Annotated in this window: 13 protein-coding genes; 6 read left to right on the forward strand and 7 right to left on the reverse strand. The window is 72.3% G+C overall.

Features of this window, described 5'->3' with window-relative positions:
• Positions 1-32: 32 nt before the first annotated feature.
• Positions 33-1,166 (forward strand): dipeptidase, encoded by a 1,134-nt coding sequence (locus tag ACZ4M5_RS23815; protein WP_467739839.1) that lies wholly within the window; start codon positions 33-35, stop codon positions 1,164-1,166.
• Positions 1,167-1,197: 31 nt separating this feature from the next.
• On the opposite strand, the gene ACZ4M5_RS23820 is transcribed toward ACZ4M5_RS23815, so the two are convergent.
• Positions 1,198-1,590, reverse strand: coding sequence for a VOC family protein (locus tag ACZ4M5_RS23820; RefSeq protein ID WP_467739840.1), 393 nt, complete (start codon positions 1,588-1,590; stop codon positions 1,198-1,200).
• A gap of 14 nt (positions 1,591-1,604) precedes the next feature.
• Positions 1,605-1,976: a VOC family protein gene (locus tag ACZ4M5_RS23825; protein ID WP_467739841.1), complete on the reverse strand. Its 372-nt coding sequence runs from the start codon at positions 1,974-1,976 to the stop codon at positions 1,605-1,607.
• Between the two features lie 138 nt (positions 1,977-2,114).
• Between ACZ4M5_RS23825 and ACZ4M5_RS23830 the strand changes: the two genes are divergently transcribed.
• Positions 2,115-2,621, forward strand: a complete 507-nt coding sequence (locus ACZ4M5_RS23830) for a CGNR zinc finger domain-containing protein (RefSeq protein ID WP_467739842.1) — start codon at positions 2,115-2,117, stop codon at positions 2,619-2,621.
• Positions 2,622-2,913: 292 nt separating this feature from the next.
• Here the strand turns inward: ACZ4M5_RS23830 and ACZ4M5_RS23835 are convergent, their stop codons facing one another.
• Entirely contained in the window at positions 2,914-4,257 is a 1,344-nt protein-coding gene (locus ACZ4M5_RS23835; RefSeq protein WP_398112454.1) for a UDP-glucose dehydrogenase family protein, read from the reverse strand.
• Between the two features lie 188 nt (positions 4,258-4,445).
• On the opposite strand from ACZ4M5_RS23835, the gene ACZ4M5_RS23840 reads away from it, so the two are divergent.
• A complete protein-coding gene (locus tag ACZ4M5_RS23840) occupies positions 4,446-5,603 on the forward strand; it encodes an acyl-CoA dehydrogenase family protein (RefSeq protein ID WP_467739843.1) in 1,158 nt (385 codons plus the stop codon).
• 57 nt (positions 5,604-5,660) lie between these two features.
• On the opposite strand, the gene ACZ4M5_RS23845 is transcribed toward ACZ4M5_RS23840, so the two are convergent.
• Entirely contained in the window at positions 5,661-6,863 is a 1,203-nt protein-coding gene (locus ACZ4M5_RS23845; RefSeq protein ID WP_467739844.1) for a phospholipase D-like domain-containing protein, read from the reverse strand.
• 252 nt (positions 6,864-7,115) lie between these two features.
• Here ACZ4M5_RS23845 and ACZ4M5_RS23850 point away from each other — a divergent pair, with 252 nt between their 5' ends.
• Positions 7,116-7,481, forward strand: coding sequence for a four-helix bundle copper-binding protein (locus tag ACZ4M5_RS23850; RefSeq protein WP_467739845.1), 366 nt, complete (start codon positions 7,116-7,118; stop codon positions 7,479-7,481).
• A gap of 78 nt (positions 7,482-7,559) precedes the next feature.
• Here the strand turns inward: ACZ4M5_RS23850 and ACZ4M5_RS23855 are convergent, their stop codons facing one another.
• Positions 7,560-8,840, reverse strand: a complete 1,281-nt coding sequence (locus ACZ4M5_RS23855; RefSeq protein WP_467739846.1) for an LCP family protein — start codon at positions 8,838-8,840, stop codon at positions 7,560-7,562.
• A 119-nt stretch (positions 8,841-8,959) separates the two neighbouring features.
• Here ACZ4M5_RS23855 and ACZ4M5_RS23860 point away from each other — a divergent pair, with 119 nt between their 5' ends.
• Positions 8,960-9,517 (forward strand): acyl-CoA thioesterase, encoded by a 558-nt coding sequence (locus ACZ4M5_RS23860; RefSeq protein ID WP_398112447.1) that lies wholly within the window; start codon positions 8,960-8,962, stop codon positions 9,515-9,517.
• 52 nt (positions 9,518-9,569) lie between these two features.
• Here ACZ4M5_RS23860 and ACZ4M5_RS23865 read toward each other — a convergent pair whose 3' ends face one another.
• Positions 9,570-11,057, reverse strand: coding sequence for an LCP family protein (locus ACZ4M5_RS23865; RefSeq protein WP_467739847.1), 1,488 nt, complete (start codon positions 11,055-11,057; stop codon positions 9,570-9,572).
• Positions 11,058-11,183: 126 nt separating this feature from the next.
• On the opposite strand from ACZ4M5_RS23865, the gene ACZ4M5_RS23870 reads away from it, so the two are divergent.
• Complete coding sequence (locus ACZ4M5_RS23870) at positions 11,184-12,221, forward strand: glycosyltransferase family 2 protein (protein WP_467739848.1); 1,038 nt, start codon at positions 11,184-11,186, stop codon at positions 12,219-12,221.
• Positions 12,222-12,285: 64 nt separating this feature from the next.
• On the opposite strand, the gene ACZ4M5_RS23875 is transcribed toward ACZ4M5_RS23870, so the two are convergent.
• On the reverse strand, positions 12,286-13,989 hold the full coding sequence (locus ACZ4M5_RS23875; RefSeq protein ID WP_467739849.1) for an LCP family protein: 1,704 nt from the start codon (positions 13,987-13,989) through the stop codon (positions 12,286-12,288).
• Positions 13,990-14,068: the final 79 nt, after the last annotated feature.

The raw sequence follows: 14,068 nt of genomic DNA on the forward strand, positions 1-14,068 counted from the left end.
CGTACCTCACGAACGACCGTACGGGAGCCGCCATGGCAGACCTCCAGGACGAGCTGCGCCCCACCGCCGCGGCCGGCGAGTTGGACGACCTGGCCGGCCCGTACCCCGACGAGGCCGTCGTCACGGCGGAGCCGTACGAGCCCGTCTCCGACCCGGACGACGCGCCCATGACCCGGGCCCGCGCGATCCTCGCCGCGCACCCCGTCGCCGACGGCTACAACGGCCTGCCCTGGGCGCTGAAGCGGCTGTCCTGGTACGACCTGGAGGAGGGCGAGACCACGGTCGACACGGACGTGCCGCGGCTGCGCGAGGGCCGGGTCGGCGCGCTGTTCTGGTCCCTGCACCTGCCGGAGGGGCTGGACGGCGACCGGGCCGTCGGCGCCACCCTGGAGCAGCTGGACCTGGCGAAGACCGTCGCCCGGACCTGCGACGAGGGGCTGCGGCTGGCCGCCACGGCCGGGCAGGTCGTGGACGCCCGCAACTGCGGCCGGGTCGCCGTGCTGCTGGGGCCCGCCGGTGCCCCGGCCGTCGGCGACTCGCTCGGCATCCTGCGCCAGTTGCACCTGCTCGGCGTGCGCGCGCTGACCCTGACCGGGGTGACCTGGGCGAGCGAGGCCGGGCTGACCCGGTTCGGGGAGGAGGTCGTGCGCGAGATGAACCGGCTCGGGGTGATCGCGGACCTCTCCGGTGCGTCCGTCCCCACCATCCGCCGGGTGCTGTCCCTGTCCCGGGCGCCCGTGCTGTGCAGCCGCTCGGCCGCCCGGGCCCTCCGCCCCCACCCGGCCAACCTCCCCGACGACCTGCTGGCGGAGCTGGGCGCGGCCAAGGGGCTGTGCCTGGTGCCGCTGACCGCGGAGCAGACCGGACCGACCGTGCGGGACGTGGCCGACCACCTCGACCACGTGCGCACGGTGGCCGGCGCCCACAGCGTCGGACTGTCCGGCACGTACGACTCGGGCTCCGCCCACCCGCAGGAGCTGGCCGACACCTCCTGCTACCCCAGGCTGGTCGCGGAACTGCTGCGGCGCGGCTGGGACGAGCCCGACGTGGCCCTCCTCACCTGGGGGAACGTGCAACGCGTGCTGCGCGGCGCGGACTTCACGGCCCGTGCGGCCCAGCAGCGGCGCCGGCCGTCCGCCGCCACGATCGCGGAACTGGACGGCTGACGGGCCCGCCCTCCCGGGACGGGCCCGCGGGTCAGCCGTGCTCGATGCGGCAGAGGCAGAACGGATGCCCCGCCGGGTCGGCGTAGACCCGGAAGTCCTTCTTGACGTCGTCCTCCTTGTCCAGCACCCGTGCGCCCAGCGCCAGCACCCGCTCCTCGGCCGCGTCGATCTCCTCCCACGTCGACCCGGCGTCGAGGTCCAGGTGGAACTGCTGGGCGTTGCGGTCGGCCCGGGGCCACTCGGGCGGCGTGTGGTCCGGCGAGCGCTGGAAGGCGAGCCGGGGCCCGCCGGGGACGTGCAGCACCACCCAGTCCGGACCGTCGTCCTCCGGCGTCCCGCCGACGACCTGCGCGTAGAAGCGCGCCAGCTCACGGGGGTCGGCGCAGTCGACGACCACCGAACGGAAACGTGCCACAGCGGACATGAACCCTCCCCGGGTCAGCAGGCGCAGAGGCAGAACGGGTGCCCGGCCGGGTCGGCGTAAACCCGGAAGGTGCGCTCCCGGTCCTCGGCGTCGAGCACCTTCGCACCCAGCGCCAGGACGCCCTTCTCGGCCGTGTCCAGGTCCTCCACGACCAGATCCAGGTGGAACTGCTGGGAGTGCTCCGGCGAGGGCCATCGGGGCGGCACGTACCCGGGGGCGGCCTGGAAGGCCAGGTCGGGACCGCCCGGCACCTTCAGGTCGACCCACTCGTCCTCCCCGTCGGTCTCCACCGTCGGCGTCCCGCCGAGCACCTCGGCGTAGAAGCCGGCCAGTGCGCGCGGATCGGGACAGTCCAGGACGACGACACCCAGCTTGGCGAGAGCCATGACTTCCTCCTCGAAGTCTCGTCACCCGCGTGACACCCCTCGTGTTACTGACAGGGCGCGGGTAACCGGTAACCGTTACTGCATGCTCCCGCATTGGCGGTAACCTCGCAAGGAGAACGCGAGAGGTACGGTCCAGCCATGACGGAGAGATCGCCCGCGCCCGGCGGCCTGGCCCTGGTCGAGGCCCTGGTCAACACGCTGGACATCGAGTCGGGCGCCGACGCCCTGGACACGGCCGAGGGCCGGGCGCGCTTCGGGATCACTCCGGAGGAGGCGGACCGGGCGCGAGATCTGCGCGAGTCGCTGCGCGCGGCCCTCCTCGCCCACGCCGGGCATCCGCCCCATCGCGCGGTGACACCACTCGGGGAGCTGCTGGCCACGGCCCCGCTCGTCGTCACGGTCGACCCCGCGACCGGCTCCGCCGCCCTGGCCCCCGCCGACGGCCGCAGCCTGCCCGCCCGCGTGGCGGCCGCCGTCGCCGAGTCCCTGGTCACCGGAGCCTGGTCCCGGCTCAAGGCCTGCGAGGCCGCCGACTGCCACTGGGCCTACTACGACCGCAGCCCGGCCGGCCGAGGCCGCTGGTGCTCCATGCAGGTGTGCGGGGCCCGGGCGAAGATGCGCAGGTACCGGGCCAAGGAGGGGTAGGGCCCGTCGTTCGGAGCGGCGGCGGGACTCGGCGGCGCCCTGCCCGGTCAAGCGCCTGTCAACGCCGGGTGAGCCCCGCGTCTGCGGCGTGATCCGAACGACGGGCCCTGGGGGAGCGGCCCGCGGGGACCGGCCGCTCCGGCGGTCCGGCGCGGCCGGACGGGCCCCGAGAGCCGCTCAACCGCCCCGCGGTCCGCCTCGGTGGGGCAGAATGCAGCAGGACGCCGGTTCGGCCGACTGAGCCTCGGCCGAACCGGCGTCACCTGTCTCGCGTGTCTCGCGCGCCGCGCGTTCAGGCCTGCGGGCGGCCCATCGCCCGGTAGGTCCAGCCGGCCTTGCGCCAGCGCTCCGGGTCGAGCGCGTTGCGGCCGTCCAGGATGACGCGGGCCGCGGCGACCTCGCCCAGGGCCTCCTCGTCCAGCTCGCGGAACTCCCGCCACTCCGTCAGGTGCAGCACGATGTCCGCGCCGCGCACCGCGTCCAGCGCCGAGCCCGCGTAGCCGAGGGTGGGGAAGACACGGCGGGCGTTGTCCATGCCCTTGGGGTCGTAGACCGTGACCTGGCCGCCCTGGAGGTGGATCTGCCCGGCGACGTTCAGCGCGGGGGAGTCCCGCACGTCGTCGGAGTCGGGCTTGAAGGTCGCGCCCAGCACCGCCACGCGCTTGCCCAGGAACGGGCCGCCGCCCAGCGCCTGCCGGGCCAGCTCCACCATCTGGCCGCGCTGGCGCATGTTGATGGAGTCGATCTCGCGCAGGAAGGTCAGCGCCTGGTCCGCGCCCAGCTCGCCGGCGCGCGCCATGAACGCCCGGATGTCCTTCGGCAGGCAGCCGCCGCCGAAGCCGATCCCGGCCCGCAGGAACTTCCGCCCGATGCGGTCGTCGTGGCCGATCGCCTCCGCGAGCTTGGCCACGTCGCCGCCGGCCGCCTCGCACACCTCCGCCATGGCGTTGATGAAGGAGATCTTCGTCGCGAGGAAGGAGTTGGCGGACGTCTTCACCAGCTCGGCGGTCGGGAAGTCGGTCACCACGAACGGCGAGCCCTCCGAGACCGGCGTCGCGTAGACCTCGCGCAGCAGCTTCTCGGCCCGCTCGCTGCGCACGCCCACCACGATCCGGTCGGGGTGCAGCGTGTCGTCGACGGCGAAGCCCTCCCGCAGGAACTCCGGGTTCCAGGCCAGCTCGGCGTCCTCCCCGGCGGGCGCGTGGGCGGCCAGGTAGGAGGCGAGACGGTCCGCGGAGCCCACCGGCACGGTCGACTTGCCGACCACCAGGGCCGGGCCGCGCAGGTGCGGGGCGAGCGAGGCGATCGCGGAGTCCACGTAGGACATGTCGCAGGCGTACTCGCCGTGCCGCTGAGGGGTGTTCACGCACACGAAGTGCACATCGCCGAAGGCGCCGACCTCGGCCCAGTCCTGGGTGAAGCGCAGCCGCCCGCTGGAGCCCTCGATGCCGGCGACGTGCCGGCGCAGCAGGTCGTCCAGGCCCGGCTCGTACATCGGGGCCTCGGCGCGCTCCAGCTTCTCGATCTTCTCGCGCACCACGTCGAGGGCCAGCACCTCGAAGCCCAGCTCGGCCATGGCCGCCGCGTGGGTCGCACCGAGATAACCGGTGCCGATCACGGTGATCTTCAGGGCCATGGGTGCTCCAGACGTCTGCGGCATGTCGTGCGCGCCCGAGCATATCCGGGGCCCGGCGGGGCGCTTCACGGGGCGACTTCGGGGCTGTCGCCTAGCTCACGTATCACTCCGGTGGGCTACGTCATAAAATTTTGATTACTTAACGGTAGTTAGCGCCACCATCGCAGCGTTTTGGAGCGTGAGAAACCTTGGCCGGATCGGCTGACTTCGACCTGTACCGCCCGTCCGAGGAGCACGACATGCTCCGTGACGCCGTCCGCTCGCTGGCCGAGGCGAAGATCGCGCCGCACGCCGCCGCGGTGGACGAGGAGGCCCGCTTCCCGCGCGAGGCGCTCCAGGCGCTGGTCGCGAACGACCTGCACGCCGTGCACGTACCCGAGGAGTACGGCGGCGCGGGCGCCGACGCCCTGGCGACCGTCATCGTCATCGAGGAGGTCGCGCGGGTCTGCGCCTCGTCCTCCCTCATCCCGGCCGTGAACAAGCTCGGCTCCCTGCCCGTGATCCTCTCCGGCTCCGAGGAGCTGAAGAAGAAGTACATGGCCCCGCTCGCCAAGGGCGAGGGCATGTTCTCCTACTGCCTGTCCGAGCCGGACGCCGGCTCCGACGCCGCCGGCATGAAGACCAAGGCCGTCCGCGACGGCGACTTCTGGGTCCTCAACGGCGTGAAGCGCTGGATCACCAACGCCGGCGAGTCGGAGTACTACACGGTGATGGCCGTCACCGACCCCACCAAGCGGTCCAAGGGCATCTCCGCCTTCGTCGTGGAGAAGTCCGACGAGGGCGTCTCCTTCGGTGCCCCGGAGAAGAAGCTCGGCATCAAGGGCTCCCCGACCCGCGAGGTCTACCTGGACAACGTCCGCATCCCCGCCGACCGCATGATCGGCGAGGAGGGCACCGGCTTCGCCACGGCGATGAAGACCCTCGACCACACCCGCATCACCATCGCCGCCCAGGCCCTCGGCATCGCCCAGGGCGCCCTCGACTACGCCAAGGGCTACGTCAAGGAGCGCAAGCAGTTCGGCAAGCCCATCGCCGACTTCCAGGGCATCCAGTTCATGCTCGCCGACATGGCCATGAAGATCTCGGCCGCCCGCGCGCTGACCTACCAGGCCGCCGCCGCCTCCCAGCGCGTCGACGCCGACCTCACCTACCTGGGCGCCGCCGCCAAGTGCTTCGCCTCGGACGTGGCGATGGAGGTCACCACCGACGCCGTCCAGCTCCTCGGCGGCTACGGCTACACCCGCGACTACCCGGTCGAGCGCATGATGCGCGACGCCAAGATCACGCAGATCTACGAAGGCACGAATCAGGTTCAGCGGATCGTGATGGCCCGCAACCTGCCGTAACCCCCTCCGGTGAGATCGTCCCCGGCCTCCCGGCTCGCGCCGGGGGGCCGGGGCGTCTCACAGGAAGCGGCGGATGGGGGTGACCGAGGCCTCGGCCAGGCGCATCGGCAGCGGGCGCCGCCGCCAGCGCGCCGGGTCGATGGGCTCGCTCGACTTGCGGTCGGCCTCGAAGTCGGCGTCGAGCCGCGCGGTGAAGTCCTCGTCGAGGACGGCCAGCAGGACCTCCTCGTCGTGCTCCATGGAGCGGCGGTTGAAGTTGGTCGAGCCGATCAGGGAGCAGACCCCGTCCACCGTGAGGATCTTCGTGTGCAGCATGGTCGGCTGGTACTCCCGCACCTGCACCCCCGCGTCCACCAGCGTCTGGTAGTGCTGCCGCCCGGCCAGCAGGCACGCCCGCTGGTCCGTGTGCGGCCCGGGCAGCAGGATCTCGACCTCCACGCCCCGGCGGGACGCGGCGGCCAGCAGGTCGATGAAGTACGTGTCGGGCGCGAAGTAGGCGGTGGACAGCCGCAGCCGCTCCTGCGCCGACGTGATCACCACCCGCAGGATCGTCTGCATGTCCTGCCAGCCGAAGCTCGCCGAACCCCGCACCACCTGGACCGTGGCCCGCCCCGGCTGCTCCTGCGCGGTGAAGCGGTCGTGGTGGTCGTACAGGTCGTCGTGGCACTCGGCCCAGTTCTGCGCGAAGGCCGCGGCGATGCCGTCCACGGCCGGGCCGCGCACCTGCACGTGCGTGTCGCGCCACTCGTCCGGGTTCCGGGCGTCGCCGCACCACTCCTTGGCTATGCCGACGCCGCCGGTGAAGGCGGTGTGCTCGTCGGTGACCAGCACCTTGCGGTGGCAGCGGTGGTTCTGCCGCATCGGCGACAGCCGCGTCGGCTTGCGGAACCACGCCACCTGCACACCGGCCTCGTCCATGGCGTCCAGCAGGCCCCGCTCGATCTCCTTGGCGCCGAAGCCGTCCAGCAGCAGCCGCACCCGCACCCCGGCCCGGGCCCGCTCGGCCAGCGCGTCGGCGAACTCGTGGGCGATCTCGCCGCGCCAGTACACGAACGTCATCATGTCGACGGTGTGCTGCGCCGCGCGGATGGCGGCCAGCATCGCCGGGAAGATCTCGTCGCCGTTGCGCAGCGGGATCAGCTCGTTGCCCTCGGTCGCGGCGATGCCGATGAGCCGCTCCAGCCGTCTGCGCAGCCGCTGCTTGCGCTCCTCCGGTTCCTCCGGCATCACCGACGGCCGTTCCTCGGTCTGCTGTGTCATCTTGTGGTCTCCCCTGCCACGAACTGCTGGGCGCCCCGCCTGCGCGACGCCGCTCCCCGCGGACGCGCCATCCACCCTCTTTGCCGCTGCCGGTGATTTCACGCCGCCGGGAATGAGTCGTGCCTCACAGCCCCGGGGCGGCCCGCGCCGCTTCGCACACGGGCGTGGGCCCTGTGGTGGTCATGGGGCGACAGGCGTAGGACGGAAGGGCGGGTGCCGATCCGCGGCTCCCGCTCCCCCCGGGAGGACGTCATGACCCAGCAGCCCGCCACCGCCACCCCGCTCAGCCAGGAGATGCAGGACTGCGTCCAGGCATGCATGACCTGCCACGGCGTCTGCGAGGAGACCATGAGCTCCTGCCTGCAGATGGGCGGCCCGGCCCAGATGCCGATCATGCGCGCCGTCATCGACTGCGCCGAGATGACCCGCATGTGCGCCGACATGATGATGCGCCGCTCGCCGCTGTCCGCCGACATGTGCGCGATGTGCGCCCGGGCCTGCGACATGTGCGCCGAGGCGTGTATGTCCATGCCGGACGACGCCCAGATGATGCGGTGCGCGGAGGCGTGTCGCCGCTGCGCCGACATGTGCCGGTCGATGTCCGCCACCACGATGTGAACGCGCCGCACGGCGAAGGGGGGCACCCGCCCGGGTGCCCCCCTTCGGCTGTCGGCCGGCCGCGCGGTCCGGCCGTGCTCAGTTGCCGGAGACGGTCACCGTCTCGTCGTTCTTCAGCTGGTTCACCAGCGTCTTCACCTTCGCGCTGTCCCACTGCAGGTTGCCGTTGGCGGTGTTGCCCGCGATCGGCATGTTCATGGACTTGCCGTCGCCGCCGCTGACCCCCTTCATCGCCCAGAACATCGACGCCAGGTCGTACAGGCCCATGTCCTTGTCGACGACCAGCGAGTCCAGGCCCGCGCCCATGGTCGGGTACAGCCTGAAGGGGTTCAGGATCGTGCTGGGGGTGGCCACCTGGTTGGCCAGGGCCGAGAGGAACTTCTGCTGGTTCTTCGTCCGGTCCAGGTCGGAGCCGGCCAGGGCGTAACGGGTGCGGACGAAGGCCAGGGCCTCCTCGCCGTTCAGCGTCTGCTTGCCCTTCTTGAGGTCCGCTCCCGACTTGGTGTCCTTGATGTCCTGCGGGATGTCCATCTCGACCCCGCCGACCGCGTCCACGATGTTCGCGAAGCCGGCGAAGCCGATCTCCACGTAGTGGTCGATGTGCAGGCCCGTGTTGGCCTCCACCGTGCGCACCAGCAGCTCCGGGCCGTCCTCGGCGTAGGCCGCGTTCAGCTTCGTCTGGCGGCCCGTGGCCGGGTAGAACTTGCCGGAGTCGGAGCCCTTGAACGACGGGATCGTGACGTTCGAGTCGCGCGGCAGCGACACCAGCGTCGGGGCGCCGCCGCCGGTGTGCAGGATCATCATCGAGTCCGTGCGCTTGCCCTCGGCGGACCCGGTGTGCAGCTTCTTCTTCTCCTCGGCGGACATGCCCTTGCGGCTGTCGGAGCCGACGATCAGGTAGTTCGTGCCCTCGCCCGCCTCCGGCCGCTCGATGACCTTCGACAGGTCGACCTCGCGGTTCAGCTTGGAGTCGGCCCAGAAGTAGGTGCCGACGCCCGTCACCACCAGCACCACCGCGACCGTGATCGCCGTGACCTTGATGCGGCGGCGCCAGTCCGGCGCGGGGCGCGGCTCGTACCGGCCGTCGCCCGGGCCGCCGGGGCCCCTGCCTCCGGGGGTGCCGTAGACCTGGCCGGTGTTGTAGCCGCTGTCGTAACCGTCGGCGGGTCCGTGGCCGGCGCCGTCGACGTACGACGGCTGCGGCGGCACCCCGCCGTAGCCGGACTGCCCGGGCGGTGCCGCCGGACCGCGGCGGACCTGCCGCATGACACGGGCGCTCTCGGGCTGTGCGCTGGAGCTGCCCCGTCCGTACCGGCTGCCGCGGTTGTCGCCGGAGAACCCCTCGGGCCAATCATTCATGCCGAACAGTGTGCAGGTCCCGGTGGTGGGCCATACAAGAGTCGTCGGAAAATCAGAGCACGGCTGTGGCGAAGCTGACACAAATCCCCCGCCCGCCGCCGCGGCATAAGGTGGGGGCCATGACAGACCTGGCCCCAGCTGCGGATTCCGGCGCTTCGGAGATCCCGGGCAAGCCGACCTCGGCGTCCCGCACCACCCTCAGCCACATCATGACCCACAACGACACGAACCTTCTGGGGACGGTGCACGGCGGGGTGATCATGAAGCTGGTCGACGACGCCGCCGGGGCCGTCGCCGGGCGGCACTCCGGCGGGCCGGCGGTGACGGCCTCCATGGACGAGATGGTGTTCCTGGAGCCGGTGCGCGTCGGTGATCTGGTGCACGTCAAGGCACAGGTCAACTGGACCGGCCGGACCTCCATGGAGGTCGGTGTCCGGGTGCTGGCCGAACGCTGGAACGAGTCCACCCCGGCCACCCAGGTCGGCTCGGCCTACCTCGTCTTCGCCGCCGTCGACGCCGACGGCAGGCCCCGCCGGGTCCCGCAGGTCCTCCCCGAGACGGAACGCGACAAGCGCCGCTACCAGGAGGCACAGATCCGCCGCACCCACCGTCTGGCCCGCCGCCGGGCGATCAAGGAACTGCGCGAGAAGCGCGCCGCGGAGGGCTTCGAGGACTGAGGCGCCGCCGCGCCCGCCCGGGGAACGCCGCAGCCCCGCGGCCCGGCCGTCCCTACGAGCACGCCACCTCGTCGCCGCGCACCACGCCGAACTCGCCCTGCCCCGGGTCCTCCGCCCGCACCTTGCGCACCCGCTCGAAGTCCGTGCCCGCGATCACCTTCAGCGTCGGGCCGAGGCCCCGGACCGGGCGCAGCTCACTGCCCGGCAGGGCGGCGGCGAGGGACTTCGCGGAGCGGTCCCAGCGCGGGTCGTGGGCGACGACCGTGCGTCTGACGTCACGGGTGGCCGAGTTCACCGGCGCCTTGGTGGTGCGGAAACCCGTCGAGGCCAGGGCCGCGTCCACGCGGCGCCCGAGACCGGCGGTCCGGGTGCCGTTCTCCACCTGGACGCGGATCTGCTGCGGGGCGACCGGGACGATCAGGGCCGCGCCGCGCTGGTGGTGCACCGACAGCGGCTGGTCCTGGCGCAGGGCGTGGAAGAGCCGCTCGGCCTTCACCGGGTCCCACTTCAGCGTCGAGCCGACGCCCTTCACGGCGTAGCCCATGCGCCCGATCGGGACGGTGGTGAACTCGGACGAGGACGGGGAGAAGTTCCGCATCGCCCGGCCCAGGTCCAGCATCTCGTCCGTGCCGAACCCCTTGTCCGCGCGCACCGAGCCCAGCACCGCCCGGGTCACGTCCCGGAACTTCATCGGGTTGAGCAGGATCCCGGACGAGGTGACCCGCTCCACCAGCGCCGCGAGGAACCGCTGCTGCCGCTTCATCCGGCCCAGGTCGGAGGCCCCGTCCACATGGCGGGCGCGCACGTACTGCAGGGCCTGTCCGCCGGCGAGCGTGTGGCGGCCCGCCGGCAGGTTCAGGCCGGTGTAGCTGTCCCTCAGCGGGTCCGCGGTGCAGATCTGCACACCGCCGACCACGTCGACCGTCTTCATGAAGCTGGTGAAGTCGACCTCCAGGTAGTGGTCGATCTTCACCTTGGTCATGCTCTCCACGGTGCGCACGGTCAGCTGCGGCCCGCCCTCGGCGTACGCCGCGTTCAGCTTCACCGGGTGCCCGCGGTGCCGCTCGCCCGAGGTGCGGTCGACGTGCGCCGGTGTGACGGCGTAGGAGTCGCGCGGCAGGCTGACCACGCTGGCCCGCTCCCGGTCCTGCGAGATGTGCACGATCATCATCGTGTCCGTGCAGTGGCAGGGGGCGCCGCCCAGCCGGTACTTGCGCCGCTCCTCCTTGCTGATCCGGTCGCGGCCGTCGGTGCCGACCAGCAGCACGTTCATGCCGTGGCCGGCCTGCGGGCGGTTCTTCATGTCCTTGAAGGGGTCGACCCGGGCGATGTCCGCGTCCAGGCTGGTCATCACCGCGTGCCCGATCCCGGCCGAGGCGAGGACGACCACGGACAGCGTGGTGACGATCCGCAGGCCCCAGCGGGGCCGGCGCCGCCCGCGCCCGGGCGGGGCCGGCCGGCGCGGGGGCCGCCGGGAGGGCGGCTGGGGGCGGCGCTGCGGGGCGGCGGTGGACCGAGGGGACCGCGGCGGCGTGGGCATGGGGCACCTCCGGACGACGGCCGTGCGTGGGATCCGTGAAACCGTAGGCCGATACGATCTGCGGCCCGCGGTACCGCCCCGGCGGCGCGCACCGGTGTCCCCCGTTCGCGGTAACGTGAGCCCCCTATGAACGCCAATCCCGACGTGCGGCTCCCCGCCGTTTCCGTGATCATGCCCGTCCTCAACGAGGAGCGGCATCTGCGGGGAGCAGTCCAAGCGATCCTCGCGCAGGAGTACGCCGGCGAGATGGAGGTCGTGATCGCCCTCGGTCCGTCCACGGACCGCACGGACGAGATCGCCGCCGAGCTCGTGGCCGAAGACCCGCGCGTGCACACCGTCCCCAACCCCACGGGCCGCACGCCCGCCGCGCTGAACGCCGCGATCAACGCCTCCAGGCACCCGATCGTCGTCCGCGTCGACGGCCACGGCATGCTCTCGCCGAACTACATCGCCACCGCGGTACGGCTCCTGGAGGAGACCGGCGCGCAGAACGTCGGCGGCATCATGCACGCCGAGGGTGAGAACGACTGGGAGCACGCGGTCGCCGCCGCGATGACCTCGAAGATCGGGGTCGGCAACGCCGCCTTCCACACCGGCGGCCAGGCGGGCCCGGCCGAGACGGTGTACCTGGGGGTGTTCCGGCGCGAGGCGCTGGAGCAGCAGGGCGGCTACAACGTGGAGTTCATCCGCGCCCAGGACTGGGAGCTGAACTTCCGCATCCGTGAGGCGGGCGGGCTGATCTGGTTCTCGCCCGAGCTGAAGGTGTCGTACCGGCCGCGGCCCAGCGTGAAGGCGCTCGCCAAGCAGTACAAGGACTACGGCCGCTGGCGGCACGTCGTCGCCCGCTACCACGAGGGCTCCATCAACCTGCGCTACCTGGCCCCGCCGACCGCCGTGTGCGCGATCGCGGCCGGGACCGTCGTGGGCGCCCTGCTGACGCCGTGGGGCTTCGTGGTGCCCGGGGGCTACCTCGCGGCGATCGCGCTCGGCTCGGTGCCCGCGGGCAAGGGGCTGCCGCTGAAGGCGCGGCTGCGGATCCCGGTGGCGCTCGCCACGATGCACATGTCGTGGGGCTGGGGCTTCCTGACCAGCCCCCGGTCGCTGGCGAAGAAGGTCATCGCCTCCCGGCGCCCGGCGGTCCGCGCGGACGCCGCCACCGGCTGACGCCCCTTCCGTCCCCGCGTGTCGCGTCACGGGCCCCTTCCCCCGCGGGAGGGGCCCGTCGCCGTCACCAGGTGAAGCCGGGGCTCACCTTCATGCAGGCCTTGTCGTCCGCCCCGTTGAGGGCCTGCGCCGACTCGGGCGTCCTGTCGCTGTGCTCCGGCGACTCGTAGGCGTCACCCGTGCGCCAGTCCGCGCCGACGACGAGGGTCACACCGCTGACGCCGGTGGACCGTTTCACCGAACCCAGCGGTATCCCGAGGGCCTTGGCCACGCGCTGGGCGTCGCCCTCCAGGTCGGCGCTCGGATAGCGGACGACGGTCGTCTTCTCGCTCCACGAGCCGTCGGTGTCGGCGACGGCCTGGGTGAAGCCCCGCTCCTTCAGCAGTCCGGCGACGGCGGTGGTCCGGCCGCTCGCCGGGGCCAGGGTGTCGGTCCGGGTCCCGTTGCGCACCTGCACGGCGATCTCGCCGTCGGCGGCGGCCGGGTCGTCGGAGGCCTTGTCCACCGCCGCCTTCGGCTTGTCCTTGCCGTCCAGCGCGATGTCCTCGCGCACCAGCCGGAACAGCTGCTCGGCGTCCTCGGTGGGTTCGACGCGGGCGCCGACGTACCGGTTGGGCATCGTGGTCATGGTGATGCGCTCCGGCTCGACCATCCGCAGCTGGTCGCTGAGGTCGTAGAGCTTCTTGACCGTGTCCAGGCCCGGGTCGACGGTCAGCGCCCGGGTGGCCTCCTCGGCGAGCCTGCGCAGCTTGTTGGGGCTGCTGAGGGTGGCGTTCTCGCGCAGCTGGCGGACCATCGCGTTCATGTACATGTGCTGGGCCTTGGCGCGGGCGAGGTCGCTGCCGTCCTCGAAGCCGTAGCGGGTGCGCAGCCACTGCAGGGCCTGCTCGCCCTGGATGTACGTGGTGCCCTTTCGCAGCTTCAGGCCCGAGCCCTTGCCGTCGGAGGTGCGCGAGTGGATGTTGGCGTCCACGCAGACGGGCACCCCGCCGACCGCGTCGGCCATCGACACGACCCCGGCGAAGTCGACCATCACGAAGTGGTCGATGTGGATGCCGGTCAGCTCCTGCCAGGTGGCGACCGTGCAGCCGGGACCGCCGTGGCCGAGGCTCTGGTTGGTCATGGTCCGGCCCCGGGTGCCCGGGTAGACCTTCCCGTCGTCCGGGTCGGTGCACTTGGGGATCTCGACGAGGGTGTCGCGCGGCATGCTGATGACCGACATGTTGCTGCGGTCGGCCGACACGTGCAGCAGCATCTGCACGTCCGCGAGCGGGGTGGAGCCGAACGTCTCGCGGGCACCGCCGAGTTTCTGGTTCTCCTCGGTGTCCCGGGCGTCGGAGCCGATGAGCAGGATGTTCAGCGGGGTCTGGCCGGCGGCGTTGGGGGTGGGGGCGGCGACCTTGCCGTCGCCGAGGTTCAGGGCGTCCTTCTTGATGTTGCCGTTGAGATGCCGGTAGTAGAGGTACCCCGCTCCGGCGGTCCCGAGTATCAGCACGGCCAGCACGGCGGAGGCCCACTTCAGCGCCCGCCGCCGACGCGGGGGACGGCCGCCGCGGCGCGCCCCGCCCGCCTTGCCGTCCCGCCCGTCGCCCCCGTCACCGTCCGGCGGGCCGTCACCGTGCGACGGGCCGTCACCGTCCGGCCGGCTGCCGTCCTCCGGCGGGGTGCCGGCGTCCAGCGCCGAGGCGTCGTCCGGCACCGTCTCCTCCGCTCCCGGTCCACGGACGCCCTGTCGCACTCCGTCCTCCCGCACACCGCTCTGCGTCACTTCCCCGGTCCTTCCCGCCCCCCGGCGCATGCAACAGGCCCGTCCTGCCCCCTGTTAGACGCACGACGGGCCCGTCAGT

Source organism: Streptomyces sp. NPDC026246 (genome assembly GCF_055567995.1).

Bases quoted from the DNA above. Each gene is read 5' to 3' on its own strand.
- ACZ4M5_RS23815 (WP_467739839.1), top strand. From the start codon at position 33: ATGGCAGACCTCCAGGACGAGCTGCGCCCCACCGCCGCGGCCGGCGAG.
- ACZ4M5_RS23820 (WP_467739840.1), bottom strand. From the start codon at position 1,590: ATGTCCGCTGTGGCACGTTTCCGTTCGGTGGTCGTCGACTGCGCCGAC.
- ACZ4M5_RS23825 (WP_467739841.1), bottom strand. From the start codon at position 1,976: ATGGCTCTCGCCAAGCTGGGTGTCGTCGTCCTGGACTGTCCCGATCCG.
- ACZ4M5_RS23830 (WP_467739842.1), top strand. From the start codon at position 2,115: ATGACGGAGAGATCGCCCGCGCCCGGCGGCCTGGCCCTGGTCGAGGCC.
- ACZ4M5_RS23835 (WP_398112454.1), bottom strand. From the start codon at position 4,257: ATGGCCCTGAAGATCACCGTGATCGGCACCGGTTATCTCGGTGCGACC.
- ACZ4M5_RS23845 (WP_467739844.1), bottom strand. From the start codon at position 6,863: ATGACACAGCAGACCGAGGAACGGCCGTCGGTGATGCCGGAGGAACCG.
- ACZ4M5_RS23850 (WP_467739845.1), top strand. From the start codon at position 7,116: ATGACCCAGCAGCCCGCCACCGCCACCCCGCTCAGCCAGGAGATGCAG.
- ACZ4M5_RS23855 (WP_467739846.1), bottom strand. From the start codon at position 8,840: ATGAATGATTGGCCCGAGGGGTTCTCCGGCGACAACCGCGGCAGCCGG.
- ACZ4M5_RS23860 (WP_398112447.1), top strand. From the start codon at position 8,960: ATGACAGACCTGGCCCCAGCTGCGGATTCCGGCGCTTCGGAGATCCCG.
- ACZ4M5_RS23865 (WP_467739847.1), bottom strand. From the start codon at position 11,057: ATGCCCACGCCGCCGCGGTCCCCTCGGTCCACCGCCGCCCCGCAGCGC.
- ACZ4M5_RS23870 (WP_467739848.1), top strand. From the start codon at position 11,184: ATGAACGCCAATCCCGACGTGCGGCTCCCCGCCGTTTCCGTGATCATG.